This is a genomic window from Streptomyces sp. NPDC058470 (genome assembly GCF_042721055.1).
GTDB lineage: Bacteria > Actinomycetota > Actinomycetes > Streptomycetales > Streptomycetaceae > Streptomyces.
In genome coordinates this window covers 83,203-104,537 of the sequence record NZ_JBHXMF010000014.1, presented here as the reverse complement: position 1 = coordinate 104,537, position 21,335 = coordinate 83,203, and the positions used below count along the sequence as shown (strand labels likewise).

24 protein-coding genes and 1 pseudogene are annotated in these 21,335 nt (G+C 69.7%); 7 read left to right on the top strand and 18 right to left on the bottom strand.

The genetic code is table 11. The annotated features are described in order from the left end of the window. Window positions 1-18 precede the first annotated feature (18 nt). From ACFWP7_RS13050 to tsaB, 6 genes are all read right to left on the bottom strand, one after another. On the bottom strand, window positions 19-147 hold the full coding sequence (locus ACFWP7_RS13050; protein ID WP_384380525.1) for a hypothetical protein: 129 nt from the start codon (window positions 145-147) through the stop codon (window positions 19-21). Between the two features lie 107 nt (window positions 148-254). Further along, entirely contained in the window at window positions 255-1,346 is a 1,092-nt protein-coding gene (locus ACFWP7_RS13045) for an LCP family protein (protein WP_384380521.1), read from the bottom strand. 111 nt (window positions 1,347-1,457) lie between these two features. Next, window positions 1,458-1,709: a hypothetical protein gene (locus tag ACFWP7_RS13040; protein ID WP_384380518.1), complete on the bottom strand. Its 252-nt coding sequence runs from the start codon at window positions 1,707-1,709 to the stop codon at window positions 1,458-1,460. Next, the gene (gene tsaD / locus ACFWP7_RS13035; RefSeq protein WP_384380515.1) at window positions 1,706-2,803 is read right to left on the bottom strand and encodes a tRNA (adenosine(37)-N6)-threonylcarbamoyltransferase complex transferase subunit TsaD; all 1,098 of its coding nucleotides are present in this window, start codon (window positions 2,801-2,803) and stop codon (window positions 1,706-1,708) included. The genes ACFWP7_RS13040 and tsaD overlap by 4 nt, the downstream gene beginning before the upstream one ends. Before the next feature lie 5 nt (window positions 2,804-2,808). Beyond that, on the bottom strand, window positions 2,809-3,315 hold the full coding sequence (rimI, locus tag ACFWP7_RS13030) for a ribosomal protein S18-alanine N-acetyltransferase (protein ID WP_384380599.1): 507 nt from the start codon (window positions 3,313-3,315) through the stop codon (window positions 2,809-2,811). Between the two features lie 17 nt (window positions 3,316-3,332). Next, entirely contained in the window at window positions 3,333-3,980 is a 648-nt protein-coding gene (tsaB, locus tag ACFWP7_RS13025) for a tRNA (adenosine(37)-N6)-threonylcarbamoyltransferase complex dimerization subunit type 1 TsaB (RefSeq protein ID WP_384380512.1), read from the bottom strand. 122 nt (window positions 3,981-4,102) lie between these two features. Here tsaB and ACFWP7_RS13020 point away from each other — a divergent pair, with 122 nt between their 5' ends. After that, window positions 4,103-4,657 carry a hypothetical protein gene (locus tag ACFWP7_RS13020; RefSeq protein WP_384380509.1) on the top strand — a complete coding sequence of 185 codons (555 nt, stop codon included), beginning with the start codon at window positions 4,103-4,105 and terminating at the stop codon, window positions 4,655-4,657. Between the two features lie 108 nt (window positions 4,658-4,765). Here the strand turns inward: ACFWP7_RS13020 and ACFWP7_RS13015 are convergent, their stop codons facing one another. The 10 genes from ACFWP7_RS13015 to ACFWP7_RS12970 form a co-directional block, all read right to left on the bottom strand. Further along, the gene (locus ACFWP7_RS13015; RefSeq protein ID WP_384380506.1) at window positions 4,766-4,957 is read right to left on the bottom strand and encodes a hypothetical protein; all 192 of its coding nucleotides are present in this window, start codon (window positions 4,955-4,957) and stop codon (window positions 4,766-4,768) included. Window positions 4,958-5,175: 218 nt separating this feature from the next. Then, window positions 5,176-5,718 carry a tRNA (adenosine(37)-N6)-threonylcarbamoyltransferase complex ATPase subunit type 1 TsaE gene (tsaE, locus tag ACFWP7_RS13010; RefSeq protein WP_384380503.1) on the bottom strand — a complete coding sequence of 181 codons (543 nt, stop codon included), beginning with the start codon at window positions 5,716-5,718 and terminating at the stop codon, window positions 5,176-5,178. Continuing rightward, window positions 5,684-6,919, bottom strand: a complete 1,236-nt coding sequence (locus ACFWP7_RS13005; protein WP_384380500.1) for an alpha/beta fold hydrolase — start codon at window positions 6,917-6,919, stop codon at window positions 5,684-5,686. Before ACFWP7_RS13005 ends, tsaE begins: the two co-directional genes overlap by 35 nt. Before the next feature lie 87 nt (window positions 6,920-7,006). Then, window positions 7,007-8,164 carry an alanine racemase gene (alr, locus tag ACFWP7_RS13000; RefSeq protein WP_384380497.1) on the bottom strand — a complete coding sequence of 386 codons (1,158 nt, stop codon included), beginning with the start codon at window positions 8,162-8,164 and terminating at the stop codon, window positions 7,007-7,009. A gap of 52 nt (window positions 8,165-8,216) precedes the next feature. Then, a complete protein-coding gene (locus ACFWP7_RS12995) occupies window positions 8,217-9,065 on the bottom strand; it encodes a L,D-transpeptidase (RefSeq protein WP_384380494.1) in 849 nt (282 codons plus the stop codon). A 210-nt stretch (window positions 9,066-9,275) separates the two neighbouring features. Then, entirely contained in the window at window positions 9,276-10,706 is a 1,431-nt protein-coding gene (locus ACFWP7_RS12990) for an NAD(P)H-hydrate dehydratase (RefSeq protein WP_384380491.1), read from the bottom strand. 66 nt (window positions 10,707-10,772) lie between these two features. Next, a complete protein-coding gene (locus ACFWP7_RS12985; protein ID WP_384380488.1) occupies window positions 10,773-11,144 on the bottom strand; it encodes a holo-ACP synthase in 372 nt (123 codons plus the stop codon). Between the two features lie 111 nt (window positions 11,145-11,255). Then, a complete protein-coding gene (locus ACFWP7_RS12980; protein ID WP_384380485.1) occupies window positions 11,256-12,107 on the bottom strand; it encodes a hypothetical protein in 852 nt (283 codons plus the stop codon). Between the two features lie 137 nt (window positions 12,108-12,244). Beyond that, window positions 12,245-13,120: a GNAT family N-acetyltransferase gene (locus ACFWP7_RS12975; protein ID WP_384380482.1), complete on the bottom strand. Its 876-nt coding sequence runs from the start codon at window positions 13,118-13,120 to the stop codon at window positions 12,245-12,247. A 578-nt stretch (window positions 13,121-13,698) separates the two neighbouring features. Then, window positions 13,699-14,106 carry an ATP-binding protein gene (locus ACFWP7_RS12970; RefSeq protein ID WP_384380479.1) on the bottom strand — a complete coding sequence of 136 codons (408 nt, stop codon included), beginning with the start codon at window positions 14,104-14,106 and terminating at the stop codon, window positions 13,699-13,701. 257 nt (window positions 14,107-14,363) lie between these two features. On the opposite strand from ACFWP7_RS12970, the gene ACFWP7_RS12965 reads away from it, so the two are divergent. Together ACFWP7_RS12965 and ACFWP7_RS12960 are read left to right on the top strand one after the other, a co-directional pair. Continuing rightward, the gene (locus tag ACFWP7_RS12965) at window positions 14,364-15,167 is read left to right on the top strand and encodes a helix-turn-helix domain-containing protein (protein WP_384380476.1); all 804 of its coding nucleotides are present in this window, start codon (window positions 14,364-14,366) and stop codon (window positions 15,165-15,167) included. Between the two features lie 9 nt (window positions 15,168-15,176). After that, window positions 15,177-15,386, top strand: coding sequence for a DUF397 domain-containing protein (locus ACFWP7_RS12960; RefSeq protein ID WP_384380473.1), 210 nt, complete (start codon window positions 15,177-15,179; stop codon window positions 15,384-15,386). Here the strand turns inward: ACFWP7_RS12960 and glmS are convergent. Then, window positions 15,347-17,194 (bottom strand): glutamine--fructose-6-phosphate transaminase (isomerizing), encoded by a 1,848-nt coding sequence (gene glmS, locus ACFWP7_RS12955; protein WP_384380470.1) that lies wholly within the window; start codon window positions 17,192-17,194, stop codon window positions 15,347-15,349. The two genes, ACFWP7_RS12960 and glmS, sit on opposite strands and share 40 nt — an antisense overlap. 148 nt (window positions 17,195-17,342) lie before the next feature. Continuing rightward, entirely contained in the window at window positions 17,343-17,981 is a 639-nt protein-coding gene (locus tag ACFWP7_RS12950; RefSeq protein WP_384380464.1) for a TetR/AcrR family transcriptional regulator, read from the bottom strand. 69 nt (window positions 17,982-18,050) lie between these two features. Between ACFWP7_RS12950 and ACFWP7_RS12945 the strand changes: the two genes are divergently transcribed. The 4 genes and pseudogenes from ACFWP7_RS12945 to ACFWP7_RS12930 all read left to right on the top strand — a co-directional run bounded on the left by ACFWP7_RS12945 (window position 18,051) and on the right by ACFWP7_RS12930 (window position 21,315). Then, window positions 18,051-18,956 carry a zinc-binding dehydrogenase gene (locus tag ACFWP7_RS12945; protein ID WP_384380461.1) on the top strand — a complete coding sequence of 302 codons (906 nt, stop codon included), beginning with the start codon at window positions 18,051-18,053 and terminating at the stop codon, window positions 18,954-18,956. Continuing rightward, window positions 18,953-19,054 (top strand): annotated as a pseudogene (locus ACFWP7_RS12940) (NAD(P)-binding protein); the annotation flags it as partial. The gene ACFWP7_RS12945 and the pseudogene ACFWP7_RS12940, both read left to right, overlap by 4 nt. 238 nt (window positions 19,055-19,292) lie before the next feature. Further along, a complete protein-coding gene (gene coaA / locus ACFWP7_RS12935) occupies window positions 19,293-20,282 on the top strand; it encodes a type I pantothenate kinase (protein WP_384380458.1) in 990 nt (329 codons plus the stop codon). A 13-nt stretch (window positions 20,283-20,295) separates the two neighbouring features. Next, window positions 20,296-21,315, top strand: coding sequence for a DUF389 domain-containing protein (locus ACFWP7_RS12930; RefSeq protein WP_384380455.1), 1,020 nt, complete (start codon window positions 20,296-20,298; stop codon window positions 21,313-21,315). The last annotated feature ends 20 nt before the right edge of the window (window positions 21,316-21,335 follow it).

Below are 21,335 nucleotides of genomic sequence, written 5' to 3'. Positions count from 1 at the left end.
AGCGCTGCCGGCGTTTGCTCAGTCGGCGAGGTCCTTCGGTTTCTCGGTGTCCAGGGTGAAGCCGACGGGATCGGGCAGCTCGATCGCGGCACCGAAAGGCCGAGCCGTACCTGAGCGGTATGTGCCGTCTTCCGGATCTGAAGACACCGTGACAGCCGCAGCTTCCCTGTTCCCTGTCGATCAAGTCGATCAACAGGTGGACGGCGATACCCGTGGCTGCCTAAGCAGTCCCCCGAAACGGCCGGGCCGGGTCGTCACCTGAGCGAAGCCCACAGGTCGCTCGCCTCCGGCTCGTTCGCCACCACCCTGTTCGGGTCCGAGGGCGCCGTCACGACCGGCATGGTGACCGTCGTGAGTGCGTCCGCGGGCAGCGACTGCAGGCTCTGGCCGAGGCTGATCAGTTCGGTCAGCGAGTCGAGACCGGTGTCGGTCGTGAGGCTGCCGGTGACCGCGTCGGCGACCTTGTAGAGCTTGGCGGGGTCGGTGAGCAGATCGGTCGTCCGGATCTGCTCCAACAGGGCTTTCACCAAGGTCTGCTGGAGGCCTATGCGGCCCAGGTCGCTGCCGTCGCCTATGCCGTGCCGGGTGCGCGCGAGGGCCAGCGCCTGGGTGCCGTCGAGGTGGTGGGTGCCCGCCTCCAGGTGCAGGTGGCTGTCGTCGTCGTCGATGTCCTCGTCCGTGGTGACGGTGACACCGCCGAGCGCGTCCACGAGGTCCGCGAAGCCGGAGAAGTCGATCTCGATGAAGTGGTCCATGCGGACGTTCGTGATGGCCTCGACCGTCTTCACCGCACAGACCGGACCGCCCACCGAGTACGCGCTGTTGAACATCGAGTTGTACGCCACCGCGGTCGTCCCACCGGACGAGGTGGGGCACGACGGGCGGGTGACCAGGGTGTCGCGCGGGATGCTGACCACCGTCGCCGCGGTACGGCCCTCGTCGATGTGGACGACCATCGCCGTGTCCGAGCGGGCACCCGAGCTGCTGCCGCCGCCCAGCGCCGCGTTCTCCTCGCCGCTGCGGGAGTCGGAGCCGAGGACCAGGATGTTGAGCGCCCCGCTGGGGAGCGGGGTCGCGGAGGCCGAAGCGGAGGCGGAGGCGGCCGCCGAGGGGGTCGACACGACCTTCGGCGGGCGGTCGTCGCCGAGCGCGCTGTTGATGTCGACGCTCTTGATGTTCTGGTTCAGGTGCCAGTAGGTCCAGCCCGCCCCCGCGGCTGCGAGCACGAAGGCCCCGGCGGACACGATGCCGGCGGCTTTCAGCAGGCCGCGCCGTCGGCCCCCACGTCTCCCGACGCCCACGTGGTCGTCCCCGCGCTCGTATTCAGCAGTCACGCGCAGGAACATAAGTCCGAATTATTGCGAGCAGGAACTCTTCTGGGCTTTCCTTCGGAAAATCTCAGACTTCTCAGGCCTGGCTAAGGTCCGAACGCCGAAACCCAAAACATCGACCCAGTGTCAGGACACCGACTCGAACCGCCACCGATGGACGGCCCGGCCGACCAACTCCCCGTCCGGCTCCGGCAGTTCGGGCAGTTCGGCGTCGTAGGGCGCGTCCCACCAGGTGATGACGAGCACCCGGTCCTGCGGCGCCCGGAAGATCTCCTGACGCAGCGGCGGGGCCGCCAGCTCCTGCTCCCGCACCCAGTCGAGCAACTCCTCGCCGCGCCCGGAGACAGCCCGCGCCTCCCACATCAGCGCGACGCTCACGAGTACAGGTTCTCCTTGCTGACCTCATGCACATGGTCATGGGAGTGTCCGTGTCCGGGCACATGCGTGTCGGTCACCGGCAGCGACGAATCCGCCGACAGATCCCAGTCGGAGGCGGCCCGGTTCCGCGCCACCATCTCGGCGCCCAGCGCGGCCACCATCGCTCCGTTGTCCGTGCACAGCTTCGGCCGCGGCACCCGCAGCCGGATCCCGGCGGCCTCGCACCGCTCCTGGGCGAGCACCCGCAAGCGGGAGTTGGCGGCCACCCCGCCGCCGATCATGAGGTGGTCCACGCCCTGGTCCTTGCAGGCCCGTACGGCCTTGCGCGTCAGCACGTCGACGACCGCCTCCTGGAAGGACGCGGCGACATCGCGCACCGGCACCTCCTCCCCCGCCGCCCGCTTGGCCTCGATCCAACGGGCCACGGAGGTCTTCAGACCGGAGAAGGAGAAGTCGTACGCCGCGTCGCGAGGACCGGTGAGCCCGCGCGGGAACGCGATCGCCTTCGGGTCGCCCTCCTTCGCGTACCGGTCGATGACCGGGCCGCCGGGGAAGCCGAGGTTCAGCACCCGCGCGATCTTGTCGAAGGCCTCGCCGGCCGCATCGTCGATGGTCGCGCCCAGCGGCCGTACGTCGGAGGTGATGTCACTCGAAAGGAGCAGCGAGGAGTGGCCGCCGGAGACGAGCAGCGCCATGGTCGGCTCGGGCAGCGGACCGTGTTCGAGCTGGTCGACGCAGATGTGCGAGGCGAGATGGTTCACGCCGTACAGCGGCTTGCCCAGCGCGTAGGCGTACGCCTTCGCCGCCGAGACCCCGACGAGCAGCGCACCCGCGAGCCCGGGGCCGGCGGTCACCGCGATCCCGTCCAGGTCCGAGGCGGCGATCCCCGCCTCCTTCAGGGCGCGCTCGATGGTCGGCACCATGGCCTCCAGATGCGCCCGCGAGGCGACCTCGGGCACCACCCCGCCGAAGCGCGCGTGCTCGTCGACGCTCGACGCGATGGCGTCCGCGAGCAGCGTGGTGCCGCGGACGATGCCGACGCCGGTCTCGTCGCAGGAGGTCTCGATGCCGAGGACGAGCGGTTCGTCAGCCATTGCTCTCAACCATTGATCTCGGTTCCTTGTACGCCGTTTACTGAGGTGGAAGGGTCGTTGAGGCGCATCACGAGGGCGTCGACGTTCCCCGGCTGGTAGTAGCCGCGCCGGAACCCGATGGCCTCGAAGCCGAAGCGCTCGTACAGCTTCTGCGCGCGGACGTTGTCCACCCGGCACTCGAGCAGCACCTCGGCGCACTCGAACGCGGTCGCGGCCCGCAGCAGTTCGGCCAGCAGCCGTGCGCCGAGCCCGGTGCCCCACTGCTCGCGGCGTACCGCGATCGTCTGTACGTCGCCCACCGCGGCGAAGCCGCTATCAGATGCAGTGCCGGAGGCCGCGAGTCCCGCGTACCCGAAGAGGCGCCCCTCGTCCTCGGCCACGACATAGCGGCGCATCGCCTCGGGCCCCCGCGAATGGGCCAGCTCGGACCAGAACATCCCCCGTGACCAGGCGTCCTCGGGGAAGAGGTCCTTCTCCAGCTCCAGTACGGGATCGATGTCCCACCAGCGCATCTCGCGCAGCACGGGGGTCACTTGGGGGTGACCACCTTGTAGTTCTTGGGCACCTGGGCGTCGGGGCGGCGCAGGTAGAGCGGCCGGGGGGCGGCCAGTTCCTCGCCCGCGGCGAGCTTCTCCGCGGCCAGGGAGGCCAGCGCGGCCGCCGAGACGTGCTCGGGCGCGCGGGCGTCCGGGAAGGTGTCGGGGTAGAGCAGCGCCCCCGCCCCGACCACGGGCAGACCGCCGAGGTCCAGGTCCGCGGGCCGGTCCACGGCGGGCTCCGACACGCGGGTACGGGGATCGGCGTACCGCGCCCAGTAGACCTCCTTGCGCCGCGCGTCGGTCGCCACGACGAAGGGGCCCTCGATGTCGGCCGCGTACGCGAGGCCGTCGAGGGTGCACAGGCCGTACGCGGGCACGCCGAGCGCGAGAGCGAAGGTGTCGGCGGTCATGAGGCCGACGCGCAGTCCGGTGTAGGGGCCCGGGCCGACGCCGACCACGATGCCGGTGACGGCGTCGAGACGCAGGCCGGCCTCGGCGAGCACCCGGTCGACGGCCGGCAGCAGCAGCTCCCCGTGCCGACGTGCGTCCACCTGGCTCGACGCGGCGATGACGGATGTGCCGTCGTGCAGGGCGACGGTCACGGCGGGGGTGGCGGTATCCAGAGCGAGCAAGAGCACGCAAACAGCGTACGGCGCCCGCGGCCGGGGCACGGCCGCCCCGGTCTGCCGTGCCCCTCCTGCTACCGTCACCACAAGCGACGTACAGGGTAAGAACGTGGTTCGAGAGGTGGGCGCACAAGGTGGCTAGGAGCAGCTCGGGAATCGTGGCCGGGCTCACCGTGGCGGCGATCGCCGGGGTCGGTTTCCTCGCCTACCAGGCGTCCGCGAGTGTGCCGGACACCCTGGGCAAAGCGGACACGAGCGTGACGCCCAAGGCCTCCGTCTCGAAGACCCCCGGGGCCCCGGCGAACCCGAACGCGCTGCCCACCGCGTCCGGCACCGGTGAGCGCGTCGTCTACGCGACCGGCAACGACCGCGTGTGGCTGGTCGCCGCGAACAACAAGGTGCAGCGCACCTTCGAGGTCACCCCCGGCACCGTGGACCCGACCGTCGGCACCTACGCCGTCACGACCCGCGCCAACGCGGTCACCGGGTCGGACGGGGTGCAGATCGAGCACGTCGTACGGTTCACCAGCGTCGACGGCATCGCGATCGGCTTCAGCGCGGCCCTCAACGGCTCGACCACCGCCCCGGACGCCGCCAAGAAGCTCGGCGGCATCCGCGAGTCCCGCGCGGACGGCAACGCGATGTGGACCTTCGCGACGGTGGGCGTGAAGGTCGTGGTCGTCCAGTAGAGCGCCCCGTCAGGGGCGCGGGGCTGTGACATATATGCGGCTCCGCCGCGTGGGCGCGACCAGCCCCCACCGGACCCGCGGACGAGATCCGGACTGCCGACGGAACGTCTACGCGGCCCGGCGGGGCTGTTCGACACCGGCGGGCTCGGACACCTCGGGCAGTGGCGCGCGCGGCGCACGCGAAACCGCCTCGGCGAGAACGCACGACGCCAGCAGATCCCGCATCGACACCCCGACGGCCACCCGCGGCTGCTGCGCCGGCACGTCACGTTCTGAAGCCGACCGTTCTGAAGCGGACATGGACGCCTCCTGGAGCTTCGGGGGCCACCGTGGTTAGGTAGACCTAACCACGGACTGATGTCCATGTGACCACGCCCAGGACGCGAAACGCAACAGCTTGCCGACGTCTTGTCGGAACGTTATTCGAATGTACGAAGAATCCCGCGCGTGTACGAAGAAACCCGCGCGCCCACCGCTCCCAGGCCGCGCGGGCATGTTCAGGCCGAGAGCGCGCGTGTTCAGGCCGAGAGCGCCGACAACCCGCTCAGATCGGCCGTCGCCCAGCGCTCGCCGAGCCCGGTCAGCGTGACGTGTCGTACCTCGTCCGTGGTGTCCCCCACGGCCCGGTGGATCACGACGTGCAGCCGGTCGTCGGTCAGCTCCTCGACCTTGCCCTCGCCCCACTCCACGACGATCACCGAGTCGGACAGCGAGACGTCGAGATCGAGATCCTCCATCTCGTCGAGCCCGCCACCGAGGCGGTACGCGTCCACGTGGACGAGCGGCGGACCCTCGCCGAGGGAGGGGTGCACGCGCGCGATGACGAAGGTCGGCGAGGTGACCGCACCCCGTACACCGAGCCCCTCTCCCAGGCCGCGGGTCAGCGTCGTCTTGCCCGCGCCGAGCTCGCCGTTCAGCATCACCAGGTCGCCCGCGCGCACCAGCTTGGCCAGGCGGAGGCCCAACTCGCGCATCTTTTCCGGGGAGTTGACGGTGATCCGGACGCCGGCGCCCCCCGCGGTGGGCTCAGCGGGGCTGTGCGGTGCTGCTGGTCGTTCCATAGCCAGCAACCGTAGCCCCTGCCGGTACGGCTCCCGCGCGCATCAGGAGGTCGGCGAGACGGTCCGTGACGACCTCGGGGTGCTCCAGCATCACGAGGTGTCCGGCGTCCGGTACGAGCACCAGCTCGGCGTCCGGCAGCAGGTCCGCGATCGCCTCGCTGTGCTCGCTCGGGGTCACCAGGTCCTTGACGCCGGCGAGGACGAGGACGGGCATGTCCGCGAAGTGCACGAGCGCCGCGGTCTTGTCGTGTTCGGTGAACGCCGGGTAGAACTCGGCGACCACGTCGATCGGCGTGCCCTCGATCATCCGCTCGGCGAACCGCTCGACCGCCGGGTCGACGTCCTTGCTCGCGAACGAGTACCGCTTGATGATCCCGGCGAACAGATCGGCGGTGACCCGCCGCCCCCGCTCCACCAGGGCGGCCTGCTGACCGAGCGCCTTCAGCACACTCGGCAGCGCCCACCGCACCGCGTTGACGCCCGCGACGGGCAGCCCGAAGTTGACCTCGCCGAGCCGCCCCGACGACGTACCGACCAGTGCGACGGCGACGACCCGGTCGCGGATGAGATCGGGGTACCGGTCGGCCAGCGCCATCACCGTCATCCCGCCCATGGAGTGCCCGACCAGCACGATCGGCCCCTCGGGCACGGCCGCGTCGATGACGGCCTTGAGGTCCTGCCCGAGCTGGTCGATGGTGACCGGCTCGTGCTCCTCGACCTGGGCGACGCCCCGCCCGGACCGCCCGTGGCTGCGCTGGTCCCAGTGCACCATGCGCACCACTCCGCGCAGCGCGGCCCGCTGGAAGTGCCAGGAGTCCTGGTTGAGGCAGTAGCCGTGGCTGAAGACGACGGTGACGGGGGCCGGGGCCTTGCGGCCGAACAGACGCCGTCGGCGGCCGCCCAGTGGGGCCTCGGGCTCGGCGTCGTCGACCTCGTAGTACAGCTCCGTGCCGTCGTCCGCGTACGCCTTGCCGGGAGTGCCGCGCAGTGCGCCGTACGGTCCCGCCGAGTCGAGGGCGAGCCGGGCCCGCTCCCGCATACCGCGGCCGACCGTGAGCCGCTCTATGGCGACGCCGGCGGCGGCACCCGCCGCGACCACGCCTATGGCGACGCCCGCGATCCCGGCCTTGCGCCAGTTCCCGGCGGAGGCGGCGACCGCCGAGGCCGCACCCGCGACGGCCCCCGCGCTGCTCTCGCTCACTTCCCGCTCCTCTTCGCCGGTTTCCGCACTCTTCGGTGACCTGGCGTGCCCGCGCCGCACACCACGTCGCTGCACGCCTCTTCGCTGTTACCCGTTTTGTTCGTCATTCACCTTCACGTACACACGGGGTACGCGGGTTCCGATCCGGGTGACGATTTCGTACGCGATGGTGCCCGCGGCCCGTGCCCAGTCCTCGGCGGTCGGCTCGCCCCGGTCGCCGGGCCCGAACAGCACCGCTTCCGCGCCGACTTCCGGCTCGTCCCCGCCGAGGTCGACGACGAACTGGTCCATCGCGATCCGTCCGGCGACCGTCCGCAGCTTGCCGCCGACCAGCACGGGGCCGGTGCCGGAGGCGTGGCGCGGGATGCCGTCCGCATAGCCGACGGGCACGAGGCCGAGGGTCGTGGCACCGGAGGTGATGTAGTGATGCCCGTAACTGACGCCGTGTCCCCCTTCGACGTGCTTCACCAGCGCGATCGACGCGCTCAGCGTCATCACCGGGCGCAGCCCGAAGTCGGCCGGGGTGCCGATCTCGGGGCTCGGCGAGAGGCCGTAGACCGCGATTCCCGTGCGTACGAGGTCGAAGTGGCTCTCGGGAAGGGTCAGCGTGGCGGGCGAGTTGGCGATGTGCCGCACCTCGGGGCGGACGCCGCGCTCCTCGGCATACGTCACCAGTTCGCGGAACAGGGTGAGTTGGGCCCGGATGGAGGGGTGGCCGGGTTCGTCGGCGCAGGCGAAGTGCGACCAGAGGCCGGTGACGGTGATCAGCCCGTCGGCCTCGGCGCGCAGGGCCTGCGCGACGAGTTCGGGCCAGTCGGCGGGCTGCGCGCCGTTGCGCCCGAGTCCGGTGTCGGCCTTCAGCTGGACACGGGCGGCCCTGCCGACGTCCCTCGCCGCCCGGGTGACCTCCTCCAGCGCCCACAGACCGCTCACCGACACGTCGAGGTCGGCCTCGATGGCCCGGTCCCAGGGGCCGCCGGGCGTCCAGAGCCAGCACATGATGCGCCCCGGCAGTCCGGCCGCCCGCAGCGCGAGGGCCTCCTCGGGGGTGGCCGTGCCGAGCCAGGTGGCACCCGCCTCGCGCGCCGCGCGGGCACAGGGGACCGCCCCGTGGCCGTACGCGTCGGACTTGACCACGGCCATCACGGCCGCGGACGGCGCATGGGCGCGCAGAGTCCGCACATTGGCCCCGAGGGCGGCCAGATCGATCTCGGCGCGGGCGCGCAGGGGTGCTGTCTCGTTCATAGCGCCTCCAGTGTCTCAGAGGCGTCTGACAGCACCCGGTCACCGGTGGCTCTCAGGAACCGACCCTGCGGCCCCATACGTAAACCCGGTCGCCCTTCTTGAGCACACCCCACAACTTGCGTGCGTCGGCGAGCCGCAAATTGACACAACCCCAGGAGCCGACCGTGGTGTAGATGCTGCCGTAGACGGCATGGAAGGCCTGTCCGCCGTCGAAGAACTGGCTGTACGGCATGGAGGTGTTGTAGAGCGTCGACCAGTGGTTCTTGTGCTTCCAGTAGATCTTCTTCCACCCGGTCCGCGTCCCGTACCCCGCCCGCCCACTGCGCATCGGCACGGGCCCGTAGACGACCTTCTTCCCCTTCTGCACCCAGGTGAGCTGCCGGGTGAGATCCACACAGGCGACGCGGTACGACCGGACGGGACATTTCTTGGCCGCGTTCGGGTTCTTCTTCGCCGACAGCAACTGCATCTGGGCCCAGGTGACAGGCCCGGCGAAACCGATGCTCGGCTTGATCTTGTGCTTCGTCTGGAAGCCACGGATGGCGAGACAGTCGGCGCCGGACTGCTTCCCGTCCACCTTCAGCTTCAGCCACCGCTCGACCTGCCGCTGGTAGGGCCCGGTCTGCTTACTGCAGGCCACCTTCGCGGCGGCGTCTCCGAGCGGCACGTACTCGACGAGCGTGTACGTCCCCTCCATCGCGTCCCGCGGCTCGACCGCATCCTCCGAGGCAGTCGGCGCGTACACCTTCGGCGCCAGAACCTGGTCGGGCGTATCAATCTGCCACGGCTGATACGGCCCCGGCGCCACCCCGGGAACCAGCTCCGCCTCCGGCCCGCCAGCCGGTGGAACCGGCTCCGCGTACGCCACCCCACCAGGCAGCACCACCACCGCGGCAAGCATCACCGCAATCCCACGACAAGTCATTCGTCTGCTGATCATGCGATCAGCCATACGCAATAGAGAGGCGGGGGCGGGTGAGCCGCGCGGAGGGGGTGGATCTTTCAGCCCGTCCGGCGTTTGAGGACGAGCCCTTCGGGCGAACGGGGGTCTGGGGGCGGAGCCTCCGGATACGGGACGGGTAGGGGCGGAGGGGGCGAACAAACCCTCACCTCAGCCACACACATCCCGCCAGGCATCGGGAATCGCATCAGCCACATCATGGGCCCCCACAGGTGCCCCATCCGCGGCAAGGCGCCCCGCAAGCCCATGCAGATACGCAGCAACGCTCCCCGCGTTCAACGCCGACAACCCAGCCGCAAGCAACGACCCCGAAAGCCCCGACAACACGTCCCCACTCCCCGCAGTGGCAAGCCACCCCGTCCCGGTGGAATTCACCCGCACAACCCCACCCCCCGCATCGGCCACCACCGTGGTCGACCCCTTGAGCAGCACAGTCGCCCCATACAGCCCCGCAAGCTCCCGCACGGCAGCCAGCCGACCCCCCTCGACGGACTCCCGCGCAACCCCGAGCAGCGCCGCGGCCTCCCCGGCATGCGGAGTCATCAAGGTCGGCGCCCCCCGCCCCCGTACGACCTCGCGTTCCGCCAACCGCAACCCATCGGCGTCCAGCAACACCGGCACATCCGCCGCCAGCGCCTCCGCCACGGCCGACGCGTCGTCCCCGGCACCGGGCCCCACGACCCACGCCTGTACCCGCCCCGCCTTCTCGGGCCCCTGGTCGGACACCAGCGTCTCCGGGAACCGGGCGAGCACCGTGTCCGCCGCCGGCCCCACGTAGCGTACGGCCCCCGCTCCGCCCCTCAACGCCCCCGCCACGGCGAGCACGGCAGCCCCGGGGTACCGCGCCGACCCGGCGGCGATCCCGACGACGCCCCGCCGGTACTTGTCGCTCTCCGCCCCCGGCACCGGAAGCAGGGCCGCCACGTCCGCGTGCTGCAGGGCCTCCAACTCGGGCTCGTCCGGCAATTCGAGCCCGATGTCGACGAGCCGCACCGACCCGGCGTACTCCCGCGCCGGATCGATCAGCAGCCCTGGCTTGTGCGTCCCGAAGGTGACCGTCAGGTCGGCGCGGACAGCGGCGCCGCGCACCTCACCGGTGTCCGCCTCGACCCCGCTGGGCAGATCGACGGCGACGACAGCGGCGCGGGAGCCGTCGAGGACCCCGACCAGCGCGGCCGCGTCGGGCCGGAGCCCGCCCCTGCCCCCGATCCCGACGATCCCGTCGAGGACGAGGTCGGCCCGCCGGATCGCTTCCTCGGCGGTACCGGGCGAGGCCACCGTGCCACCCGCCCGCCGCAGCGCGAGCAGCCCTCCGCCATGACTCCGCTCGGGCGCGAGCAGCACCGCGGTGACCCCGGCCCCTCGCCGCGCCAACCGCGCCCCGGCGTACAGGGCGTCGCCCCCGTTGTCACCACTACCGACCAGCAGCACGACGCGGCTTCCGTACACCCGCCCCAGCAACTGGCCGCAGGCCGCGGCGAGCCCGGCAGCAGCCCGTTGCATCAGGGCCCCGTCCGGAAGCCGGGCCATCAGCGAACGCTCCGCCGCCCTCACCGTCTCCACGCTGTACGCAGTACGCATACGTTCGAGTCTCCCGTACGGCACCCCGAACCACAGCCCCAACCGTGGACGCACCGGCCGACCGGGCTACCCCTCCGCCACCACCACGGCCGAGGCCACCCCCGCGTCATGACTCAGCGAGACATGCCACGACCGAACCCCCAGCTCAGCCGCGCGAGCCGCCACCGTCCCGGTCACCCGAAGCCGCGGCTGCCCAGTGCTCTCGACGTAGACCTCGGCGTCGGTCCAGTGCAGGCCGGCCGGGGCGCCCAACGCCTTGGCCAGCGCCTCCTTCGCCGCGAACCGAGCCGCGAGCGAGGCAGCACCCCGTCGCTCACCACTCGGCAACAGCAACTCACTCTCCAGGAAAAGCCGTTCGGCCAGCCCGGGCGTCCGCTCCAGCGAAGCCCGGAACCGATCGATCTCAGCCACGTCGATACCGACCCCGATGATGCTCATGCCGGGCACCTTACGGCCGGTGGCCTACTGGTACGTGACGTCCGCGACTGCGCCAGGGATGCGATGCGGCCGCAGACGTGGACCGTGCGGCGGCCGTTCCTCAGACTCTGCCTACTTGACGTCGATGAAGTCACCGGTCGCGCTCACAGAACCGGTGGTGGTGGTGCCGGCGAAGGCGAAGCGGTAGTAGCCGTCGAGGTTGGCCTTGGTGGTGGTCTTCAGGACCCCGGTGCTGCTGGACTTGACCGTCTTGAGGGTGGTGTAGGTGGTGCTTCCCTTCTTGCGGAACTGCAGCTTCACGGGCTGGGTCCCGTAGCCCGCGTACTTGCCGGTGGTCCAGTTGGCGCGGCTCAGGTTGCCGGTGACCGTGATGGTCTTGCCCTTCTTCACCGGTTCCGGGGAGGCGTTGACGGTCAGCTTGGCAGCGCGCTTGATCTTGGTGGTGGCGACGTTGTCGTCGAAGCTGGCGTTCGCGTAGAGGTCGTAGGCGCCCAGGAACAGTTTCCAGGTCCCCGCGGCGCCGTTGCCCTGAAAGTCGCTCGCGGCGTCGAGGTTGAAGACGCCCTTGCAGCTGTAGACGCCGATCTGGGTCGTCGACTCCGTGCACTCGACGTTTTCGTCCGTCCCCAGGGAGCCGGTGATGCCTTCCTCGGTCGAGCTGTCGGTGCCCTGCCACAGGTACGCCACCGAGAGGGCGACGCCGCTCGCGTTGGAGGCGGTGTACGTGACGGTGACGGACTTCTTGGTGGTGGTGCCGAGGACGATGTCCTTGCCGCCGTTGACTACCGCATTCGAGAACTCGGTGCCACCCAACGAGCCGTTCGGAAGGACGGTCTTCGAGCCGAAGGTTCTGAGCTCCGTCGACACACCCGGACGCTCCGACGTCTGGGCGACGGCCGGAAGAGCGAGCGCGGAAAGAACAACAGCGCCGGCAAGAACGACGGCAGCAGCGCGTACACGCATGAAATCCCCCACAGTGAATCGAGAGACCCCGCCGAACTATCCCCCCGGCAGGGCCTGTTGAGACGTTGAATCGTACATACCCAGGGCTGACGCACCCTCAGCTTGTGAGCCGGATCACGCCGGATCACGCAGGGTTCTCAGTCGGCTTCCGGCGCGTCGGACGAGAAGTCGTACACGGCGAAGTCGGTGACCGGGACGTACCCGAGTCGCCGGTAGAGGGCGTTGCTGGTGAGGTTGGCCGGGTCCGTGTAGAGCACCACCTCCCTCGCACCCGCGGCCAGCGCGGCCCTGCTCACCGCGACTGTCACGGCGCCCGCGTAGCCGCGACCCCGGAGGTGGGCCGGGGTGTAGACGGGGTCCACCCGGATCTGGCCGCCGATCAACGAGGTCATGGCCGCCATGGAGACCGGAGTGCCGTCCGGGGTCTCCCAGAACAAGAAGTGTCTGTCCGCGAAACGGGTGTCGGCCCAGGTCTCGGGGACGACCTCTCCGACGGCGGCGGCGAACTCGTGGCACCAGTGGATGACTTGCTCGAGGTCCTGCTCGCCCGCGACATGAACTCGGCCCTCCGGGAACGGCTCCTGAGGAGTGAGCGTGCCGAGACGGTAGAGGTGGAGCGGCTGGCGGAGGACCGGCGTCGCGCCTGTGTGCCGCCGCCATGCCTCGGCGAAGGCGGTGGCGGTGTCGTGATCGGCGCTGATGCCGGGGAGCGAGTGGCCGAGGTCGGCCAGGCGAGCGGCGAGCAGGTCGGCCTCGTCGCGGGTGATGACGGGGGTGAGTCCCAGGGGACCGGACGCGGTGCGGCGGTAGAAGATGGCGCGAACTTCTCCCCCTCGCTCAAGCCTGCCGAATACGGGGGCTTCGCCGGCTGACTCGTCCGCCCCGCGCGTGCGCAGTTTTTCGATCGTCGTCAGCGGCGTGGTGTGCAGAGCGGGGCTCGAACGCAGGAAGTCTCCGGCACGGGCAAGAAAGTCGTCGACATCGTCACTGAGATACCAGCCATCCGATCGCATGCCCCATGATTTCCCCCACCGCAGACACACCCATGGTTTTCCGCCAGAGGCCGAGCCGACAAGGAGCCCCCCTCCCGACTCACAGAGCCTCACCGCTCCCCCACAAGAAGCAATAGGCAGATTTGTCCCACGCCCCCTGCTCCTGACCTCGCCTTTCCCTTCCTCCAAGTGGGACAGATCCGCCAATCACCCACTCCGTCCGCGACCCCACCCACCGACGGCCCGACGGCCCGACGCTGAGCTCACCCGGCGTGCCGCCACCCAGCCGCTTGCGCACCACCCACTCACCGCAAGCCGCTCAGCCCACCCGGCGCGCAGGCGAGGCGTGCCCGCGCCCGTCGGCTCCGGCCCGCAGCTCAACCAACGGCTGCCGTCGGCCAACCCGGGGCCCCACCCTTCCGGGCCGCTCGCTCGCTTCTCGCCCGTGCTGGAACGGGCCGGGTCAAGGGTGGCCCGCAGGGCCATCGCCGGAGGCGACGCGTAGCGCCCTTGACGCGGGCCGTGGAAGCACGACACTCGCAAAGAAGCGGGCGGCCCCGACGGCCACGCAACCAACACGCGCCCGCTCCAACCCAGTTCTACGCGGCAGCAAGCTCGCACCACACGTACTTGCCCCGCCTGCCGTCCCTGGCCAGTGGCTGCCAGCTCCAGAGGTCGGCGCACGCACGGACCAGCGCCAGCCCGCGCCCCTCCTCCAGATCAACGCCTTCGTCGAACCGCCGAGGCGGCTCCGGCGGCCGGGGATCGGCGTCCCACGCCCCGATCCGCAGTACGCCCGCCGACCAGCACACCCTCAGGGCGGCGGGTCCCTCCGTATGCCGTACGGCGTTGGAGACCAGCTCGGTCGCGAGGAGTTCGCCGATATCAACGAGCCGGATCAGACCGTGCATGGTGAGGATCAGACGGAGGGTGCGGCGGCTGACGGTGACTGCGCGGGGGTCGTTCGGGAGGTACAAGAAGTACTCCCACGGTTCGTTTTCGGGCATGCGTCAACTCCCGTTCGGCGTTTTGGGGGTGCGGTCAACGGGCGGTGACAGTGCCGCAGCCGTCGCGGCAGGACGGAGCGGTGCGCTTCCGAGGTCCCGGTGTTCCGCAGAGTGTGCGTCGCGTCACCGACGATAGATCTAAATCTAGAGATACGGCAAGCCGATCGCGTAATCTGACGCCGAACGAGTCGCGCCCGTAGGCGCGTTGAACCTAGGAGCAGTCGAGAGCTTTGAGGCGCGAACCGACGGCACGCCAGATGCGTCTGGCGACTGAACTGCGCAGACTCCGTGAGGCGGCAGACCTCAACGCCCGCCAGGCGGCGGCTTTGCTCGGGGTGAGCCCCACCCAGATCACTCACATCGAATCTGGACTCGCGGGCGTGAGCGAAAAACGACTTCGCCGCCTCGCATCCCACTACGCCTGTACGGACGACGAGTTCATCGACGCCCTGGTCGCGATGTCCACCGATCGGACACGGGGTTGGTGGGAGGAGTACCGGGGCCTACTACCGACGTCGTTTCTGGACCTCTCCGAACTGAACCACAACGCCTCGTTCCGGCATGATGTGGCGATCCTGTACGTACCGGGCCGGCTCCAGACGGAGGCCTACGCGCGTGCCGTCTTCACCTCCAGGGTGCCCGAACTCACCCACGATGAGCTTGAGTTGCGCGTCCGTCATCGAATGGCACGCCAGGAGACCACCATTCCGTACGAGTTGGTGATCCATGAGGCAGCCCTGCGCATCAGGGTCAGCGACCGCGCCGCCTCCCGGGCTCAGTTCGCCAGGCTGCTGGAGTTTTCCGATGCGGATCACATCACCGTGCGCGTCATCCCCTTCGATCTGGACGACTTCGCCAGAGCCGCGAGCACCATGACCTACCTGGGTGGCCCCGTAGCCAAACTCGACACGGTGGTGCGCGACGTACCCCACGGCTCAGCCTTCATCGACTCCGAAGCACAACTCACGGCCTTTCGAACTCGTTTCCGTAAGGTGGAAGCCGTATCACTCGAACCCGGACGGTCGCGTGACTTCATTCACCGACTGGCGAAAGAGCTGTGAGGCACCCCCATGGACAACTGGCGGAAGTCGTCCTACTCAGGCCCTGACGATGGCAACGAGTGCGTGGAGATCGCCAACTCCCCCACCCACATAGCCATCCGCGACTCCAAAACCCCGGCCAGCCCCACCCTCACCTTCCCGGCCGGAGCCTTCACCACCTTCATCACGTCCCTCAAATCTCACTCCACTGTCACCGACTTCGCCAGGTTCCGAGGCTGATCCACCTCGTTCCCCCGAGCCGTGGCCAACTCACAGGCGAACACCTGCAACGGCACGGTGGCGACGAGCGGCTGAAGCAGAGTCGGCGTAGCCGGAATCCGAATCAAGTGATCCGCGTACGGCACCACCGCCTCGTCCCCCTCCTCCGCGATGACAATGGTGCGTGCACCCCGCGCCCGGATCTCCTGGATGTTGGACACGATCTTGTCGTGGAGTACGGAGCGCCCACGGGGCGAGGGCACCACCACGACCACCGGCAAATCCTCCTCGATCAGCGCGATCGGCCCGTGCTTCAGCTCGCCGGCCGCGAAGCCCTCGGCGTGCATGTAGGCGAGCTCCTTGAGCTTGAGCGCACCCTCCAGGGCCACCGGATAACCCACGTGCCGCCCGAGGAAGAGCACCGTGTTCTTGTCGGCGAGGGAGCGCGCAAGCTCCCGTACGGGCTCCATGGTCTCCAGAACCCGCTCCACCGAGCCGGAGATCTCGGCCAGATCCCGGATCACATCCTGGATCTCGTCCCCCCACTTGGTCCCGCGCACCTGGCCCAGGTACAGCGCGACCAGGTAACAGGCCACCAACTGTGTCAGGAACGCCTTGGTCGAGGCGACGGCGACCTCGGGCCCCGCGTGCGTGTACAGCACCGCGTCCGACTCGCGCGGAATCGTCGAACCGTTGGTGTTGCAGATGGCGAGCACCTTCGAGCCCTGCTCGCGCGCATGCCGCAGCGCCATCAGCGTGTCCATGGTCTCGCCGGACTGGGAGATGGCGATCACCAGGGACCGCGCGCCCAGAATCGGATCCCGGTACCGGAACTCGCTCGCCAGTTCCACCTCGCACGGGATCCGCGTCCAGTGTTCGATGGCGTACTTGGCGATCAGCCCGGCGTGGAAGGCGGTCCCGCACGCCACGATGACGACCTTGTCGATCTCGCGCAGTTCGTGAACCGGAATCCGCACCTCGTCCAGCTTCAGCAGGCCGGAGACATCGATGCGACCGAGCAAGGTGTCGGCGACCGCCTTGGGCTGCTCGGCGATCTCCTTGAGCATGAAGTAGTCGTAGCCGCCCTTCTCGGCGGCTGACGCGTCCCAGTCCACGTGGAAGGCGCGTACGTCGGCGGGCCGGCCGTCGAAGCCGGTGACCGTCACACCGTCCCGGCGCAGCTCCACCACCTGGTCCTGGCCCAGCTCGATCGCCGACCGCGTGTGGGCGATGAACGCGGCGACGTCCGAGGCGAGGAAGGCCTCGCCCTCGCCGACGCCCACGACGAGTGGCGAGTTCCGTCGCGCCCCGACGACCACGTCGGGCTCGTCGGCGTGCACGGCGACCAGCGTGAACGCGCCCTCCAGGCGTCGGCACACCAGCCGCATCGCCTCGGCCAGGTCGCCGCAGACCGAGAACTCCTCGGCGAGCAGATGGGCGACCACCTCGGTGTCCGTCTCGGAGGCCAGGCGGTGCCCGCGCTCGGCCAGTTCGGCCCGCAGCACCGCGAAGTTCTCGATGATCCCGTTGTGCACGACGGCGACCCGACCGGCGTTGTCGAGATGCGGGTGGGCGTTCGTGTCCGTGGGCCCGCCGTGCGTGGCCCAGCGGGTGTGCCCGATGCCCGTCGATCCGGCCGGCAGCGGCCGTTCGACCAGCTCCTTCTCCAGGTTGACCAGTTTCCCGGCCTTCTTCGCGGCGGCAAGCCCGCCGTCCGCCGGCACGGCGACCCCCGCCGAGTCGTACCCCCGGTACTCCAGCCGCTTCAGTCCGGCCATCACCACATCAAGCGCCGACTGCGACCCCACGTATCCCACGATTCCGCACATGAGCGGCAGCCTAAAGGCCGGAAGCCGGACGATCCCGGCACTCCGTGCCCAAAATCGGAAATTACGGCCAGGGATGACTATCAGCCACCTCCGACCGATACCACCATCAAGCCTCTCACCCCCTCCCCCCACCCACACACAGCCGCGTTCAGCTCTGAGGCCGCAGGCCGTCCATGACGACGGTGACGAAGCCGTCCGCGAGTTGCTGTGACGCCACGTCCGAACGCGCGATCGCGTACGCCATCTCGCCCAACAGCGTGGTGGCGACGTCGATGTCGATGTCCGTCCGCATCCCGCCCGCATCCCGGGTGTGGGCCACCAGCGCCCGGAACGCCGCACGAAGCTCGGTCCGACGGGTGGCGGTCAGGGGCGCCTCCACCCCCCTGAGCGGCTCGTTCATGATCCAGTGGGCGGACTGGAACGCGATCAGATCGAGCAGGAAGGCGCGCAGCGCCTGCCGGGGTTCGGTTCCCGAGCCGAGTTCAGTTCCCGAGCCGGGTTCAGTTCCCGAGCCGGGATCGCTTCCCGAGCCGGACAGCAGACCCCCAGCCCGCCGAATCAACGGATCAAGCAGCTCCGCCACAGCCGCGTCAACGAGCGCGTCCTTGTTCCCGAAGGCGCGTACGACAGTGGCCGCGCCCAGGCCGGCCTGCCGGGCGATGGCCTCCACCGTGATGGTGGCGTCCCGTTGCTTCAGCAGCGCCTTGGTGGCCTCCAGCGCAAGCAGCCGGTTGCGTACGGCGTCGGCCCGGCGGGGTTGGGAGTCGGGTCCCGAAGCGGTTGACATCTGGAATGCCTCTTCCATATCTTTAAATGGAACGTCTATTTCAGTTATTTTATGAGTCCGGGAGAACCTGTGCAAGCACTGATCACCACACCGCAAACCCCCACCGGCCTGCGACTCGACGAGGTCCCCGATCCGACGCCGGGGACGGACGAGGTCCTGGTCGAGATCGAACTGTTCACGGTTGTCGCCGACCACTTCGCCCATGCCGCCACCCTGCCGACCGGCAGCGTGCCCGGGTTCGACGCGGTGGGCACGGTGGTGCGTGGGACCGGCGACGGTTCCGGGCCGGCCGTCGGCACCCGGGTGGCCACCCTCCTCACCGGGAACGCGTGGGCGGGGCTGCGGGCCGTACCGGCCGGGGAGCTCGCGACCGTGCCCGAAGAGGTCGACCCGGGCCAAGCCGGCGTGATGCTGATCCCGGGGGTGAGTGCACTGCGTGCCATCCGCAGGCTGGGCGCGCTCACCGGCAAGCGCCTGCTGATCACCGGAGCCGCCGGTGCGGTCGGGCACTTCGCCATCCAGCTGGGCCGGCTGGCCGGGGCGGAGGTGACCGCCTCGGTACGCGACCTCGGTGCCCGGGACAGGTTGCGCGCGCTCGGCGCAATCGAGGTGGTGACCAGCCTGGCCGACCTCTCCGCACCGCCGCACGATGTCATCGACACGGTCGGGGGTCCGCTGCTGGCCGAGGCGTTCGACCTGCTGGCCGAGGGAGGCGTCATCCAGCAGGTAGGTGCCGGCTCGGGACAACCCACCACCTTCGCCCCCTACCAGTTGATCGGAAGGCGTCGCCGCATCGAGAGCTTCTACGCGGGCGACGGCTTCGGACCTGATCTCGCCTACCTGCTCGACCTCATGGCGACAGGCCGCCTCATGCCGCTCGATGGCGAACGTGCCGACTGGCACGACATCGAAGCCGTCGCCCAACGCCTGAATGCAGCGGACACCCCGCGCCGGATGGTGGTGGCCACACGGTGAACGAGCCAATCCTGATCTCCGGGGCCGGCATCGCCGGACAGACCCTGGCCCACTGGCTGGCCCGGCACGGGTTCCGGGCCACGCTGGTCGAGCGGGCCCCACATCCGCCTCATCGTGCCGAGGAGCCGCATCGGCATACGGATACGGAACGCCGTGACCCGGCTTCCGTTGCAGAAGTCCATGGCCGGGATGGAACGCGTTCTGCGGCCCAAGAACACCACCCCGCTGACGGACTACAACCCCCAGCACCGAGGCCGCACTCCCTGAGGGACGGTGGGAAGCGGAGCGTGACGCACCCCACGCGCAACCCCGTCCACACTCCCGTAACAATGGAGTGTGATCTCTCCGGTCTCCTCGATCCCCCGGAGCGCCCACCGGCCCAGGCCGGAGGCGACTCCCTACGTCGACCTCACCCGTGCCGAGTGGAGCGCGCTGCGCGAAAAGACGCCGCTCCCGCTGAACGCCGAGGAGGTCGAGAAGCTGCGCGGTCTCGGCGATGTCATCGACCTCGACGAGGTGCGGGACATCTACCTCCCGCTGAGCCGCCTCCTCAACCTCTACGTAGGCGCGACCGACGGCCTGCGCGGCGCCCTGAACACCTTCCTCGGCGAGAAGGGTTCCCAGTCCGGCACGCCCTTCGTCATAGGCGTCGCCGGCTCGGTGGCCGTCGGCAAGTCCACGGTCGCCCGTCTCCTCCAGGCCCTGCTCTCCCGCTGGCCCGAACACCCGCGCGTCGAGCTGGTCACCACGGACGGCTTCCTGCTCCCCACCAAGGAGTTGGAGGCGCGCGGCCTGATGTCGCGGAAGGGCTTCCCCGAGTCGTACGACCGTCGGGCGCTCACCCGGTTCGTCGCGGACATCAAGGCGGGCAAGGACGAGGTGACGGCCCCCGTCTACTCACACCTCATCTACGACATCGTCCCCGGCCGGCGCCTCACGGTCCGCCGCCCGGACATCCTGATCGTCGAGGGCCTGAACGTCCTGCAGCCCGCCCTCCCCGGCCAGGACGGCCGCACCCGCGTCGGCCTCGCCGACTACTTCGACTTCAGCGTGTACGTCGACGCCCGCGCCGAGGACATCGAGGCCTGGTACCTCAACCGCTTCCGCAAACTCCGCGCCACCGCCTTCCAGGACCCCTCCTCGTTCTTCCGCAAGTACACCCAGGTCTCCGAGGAGGAGGCCCTCGACTACGCCCGTACGACCTGGCGGACCATCAACAAGGTCAATCTCCTGGAGAACGTGGCCCCGACCCGCGGCCGCGCAACGCTGGTCATCCGCAAGGGTCCGGACCACAAGGTGCAGAAGCTGAGCCTGCGCAAGCTGTGACTACGCTGCGGGCATGCTGCATCTCCGCCTCATCACCCCACCCGACCGCACCGACGAAGTCCTACGCCTGATCGAGAACACGGTCGGCACCGCCCACCTCGTGGTCATGCCCGGTACCGCCCGCAACCCGGCCGGAGACGTCGTGATGGTCGACGTCGCACGTGAGGCGGGCGACGAACTCATCGGCGCCCTGCGTGACTTGGATCTCGACAAGACCGGGTCGATCGCCATCGAGAACATCGACCTGTCGCTCTCCATGCGCGCCGACAAGGCGGCGGACGAGGCGCCGGGCGAGGGTGTGGACGCGGTGCTGTGGGAACACCTCGCGGACGCGACACACGAGGAATCGACGCTCACCGTCACCTACGTGGGTCTCCTGGCGATCGCGACGATGCTCGCCGCCTGCGGTGTGATGCTCGACAACGCGATCCTGATCGTCGGCGCGATGGCCGTGGGCCCGGAGTTCGGGCCGCTCGCGGGGATCTCCACGGCGTTGGTGCGGCGCGCCCCGCACCTGGTGTGGCGGTCGCTGTGGGCACTGCTCGCCGGGTTCGCCGTCGCCATGGTGCTGACGGCGGGCTTCAGTTGGCTGCTGGACGCGCTCGGGCTGTTCGAGAGGTCGATGGAGAAGGCCGCCCGGCCGAACACGGCCTTCATCTGGAAGCCCGACTGGATGTCCTTCGTCGTGGCCTTCCTGGCGGGCATCGCGGGCACCCTGTCCCTCACGTCCGCGAAGTCGGGCGCCCTGATCGGCGTCGCGATCTCGGTGACGACGGTCCCGGCGGCCGCCAACGCCGCCGTGGCCTTCAGCTATACGGACTACTCCCAGACGTGGGGCTCCACCTGGCAGCTCCTCGCCAACCTCGGCGGCATCGTCGCCGCCGGCACGCTCACGCTGCTCGCCCAGAAATGGTTCTGGGCGAAACAGCGCGCACACACCCGAAGTGGCTTAGCCGAGCGCGGACTTCACCGCGCCCGCGCTCCTGGGACAGGCCTAACCCAGCGCGGACTTCAACGGCGCCCGCGCCCCTGAGACAGGTCCTAACCCAGCGC

Excerpts from the sequence above, each read along its gene's own strand:
- ACFWP7_RS13045 (WP_384380521.1), bottom strand. The coding sequence starts at position 1,346 with ATGTTCCTGCGCGTGACTGCTGAATACGAGCGCGGGGACGACCACGTG.
- tsaD (WP_384380515.1), bottom strand. The coding sequence starts at position 2,803 with ATGGCTGACGAACCGCTCGTCCTCGGCATCGAGACCTCCTGCGACGAG.
- rimI (WP_384380599.1), bottom strand. The coding sequence starts at position 3,315 with ATGCGCTGGTGGGACATCGATCCCGTACTGGAGCTGGAGAAGGACCTC.
- ACFWP7_RS13015 (WP_384380506.1), bottom strand. The coding sequence starts at position 4,957 with ATGTCCGCTTCAGAACGGTCGGCTTCAGAACGTGACGTGCCGGCGCAG.
- tsaE (WP_384380503.1), bottom strand. The coding sequence starts at position 5,718 with ATGGAACGACCAGCAGCACCGCACAGCCCCGCTGAGCCCACCGCGGGG.
- alr (WP_384380497.1), bottom strand. The coding sequence starts at position 8,164 with ATGAACGAGACAGCACCCCTGCGCGCCCGCGCCGAGATCGATCTGGCC.
- ACFWP7_RS12995 (WP_384380494.1), bottom strand. The coding sequence starts at position 9,065 with ATGCTTGCCGCGGTGGTGGTGCTGCCTGGTGGGGTGGCGTACGCGGAG.
- ACFWP7_RS12990 (WP_384380491.1), bottom strand. The coding sequence starts at position 10,706 with ATGCGTACTGCGTACAGCGTGGAGACGGTGAGGGCGGCGGAGCGTTCG.
- ACFWP7_RS12985 (WP_384380488.1), bottom strand. The coding sequence starts at position 11,144 with ATGAGCATCATCGGGGTCGGTATCGACGTGGCTGAGATCGATCGGTTC.
- ACFWP7_RS12980 (WP_384380485.1), bottom strand. The coding sequence starts at position 12,107 with ATGCGTGTACGCGCTGCTGCCGTCGTTCTTGCCGGCGCTGTTGTTCTT.
- ACFWP7_RS12975 (WP_384380482.1), bottom strand. The coding sequence starts at position 13,120 with ATGCGATCGGATGGCTGGTATCTCAGTGACGATGTCGACGACTTTCTT.
- ACFWP7_RS12970 (WP_384380479.1), bottom strand. The coding sequence starts at position 14,106 with ATGCCCGAAAACGAACCGTGGGAGTACTTCTTGTACCTCCCGAACGAC.
- ACFWP7_RS12965 (WP_384380476.1), top strand. The coding sequence starts at position 14,364 with ATGCGTCTGGCGACTGAACTGCGCAGACTCCGTGAGGCGGCAGACCTC.
- ACFWP7_RS12960 (WP_384380473.1), top strand. The coding sequence starts at position 15,177 with ATGGACAACTGGCGGAAGTCGTCCTACTCAGGCCCTGACGATGGCAAC.
- glmS (WP_384380470.1), bottom strand. The coding sequence starts at position 17,194 with ATGTGCGGAATCGTGGGATACGTGGGGTCGCAGTCGGCGCTTGATGTG.
- ACFWP7_RS12950 (WP_384380464.1), bottom strand. The coding sequence starts at position 17,981 with ATGTCAACCGCTTCGGGACCCGACTCCCAACCCCGCCGGGCCGACGCC.
- ACFWP7_RS12930 (WP_384380455.1), top strand. The coding sequence starts at position 20,296 with ATGCTGCATCTCCGCCTCATCACCCCACCCGACCGCACCGACGAAGTC.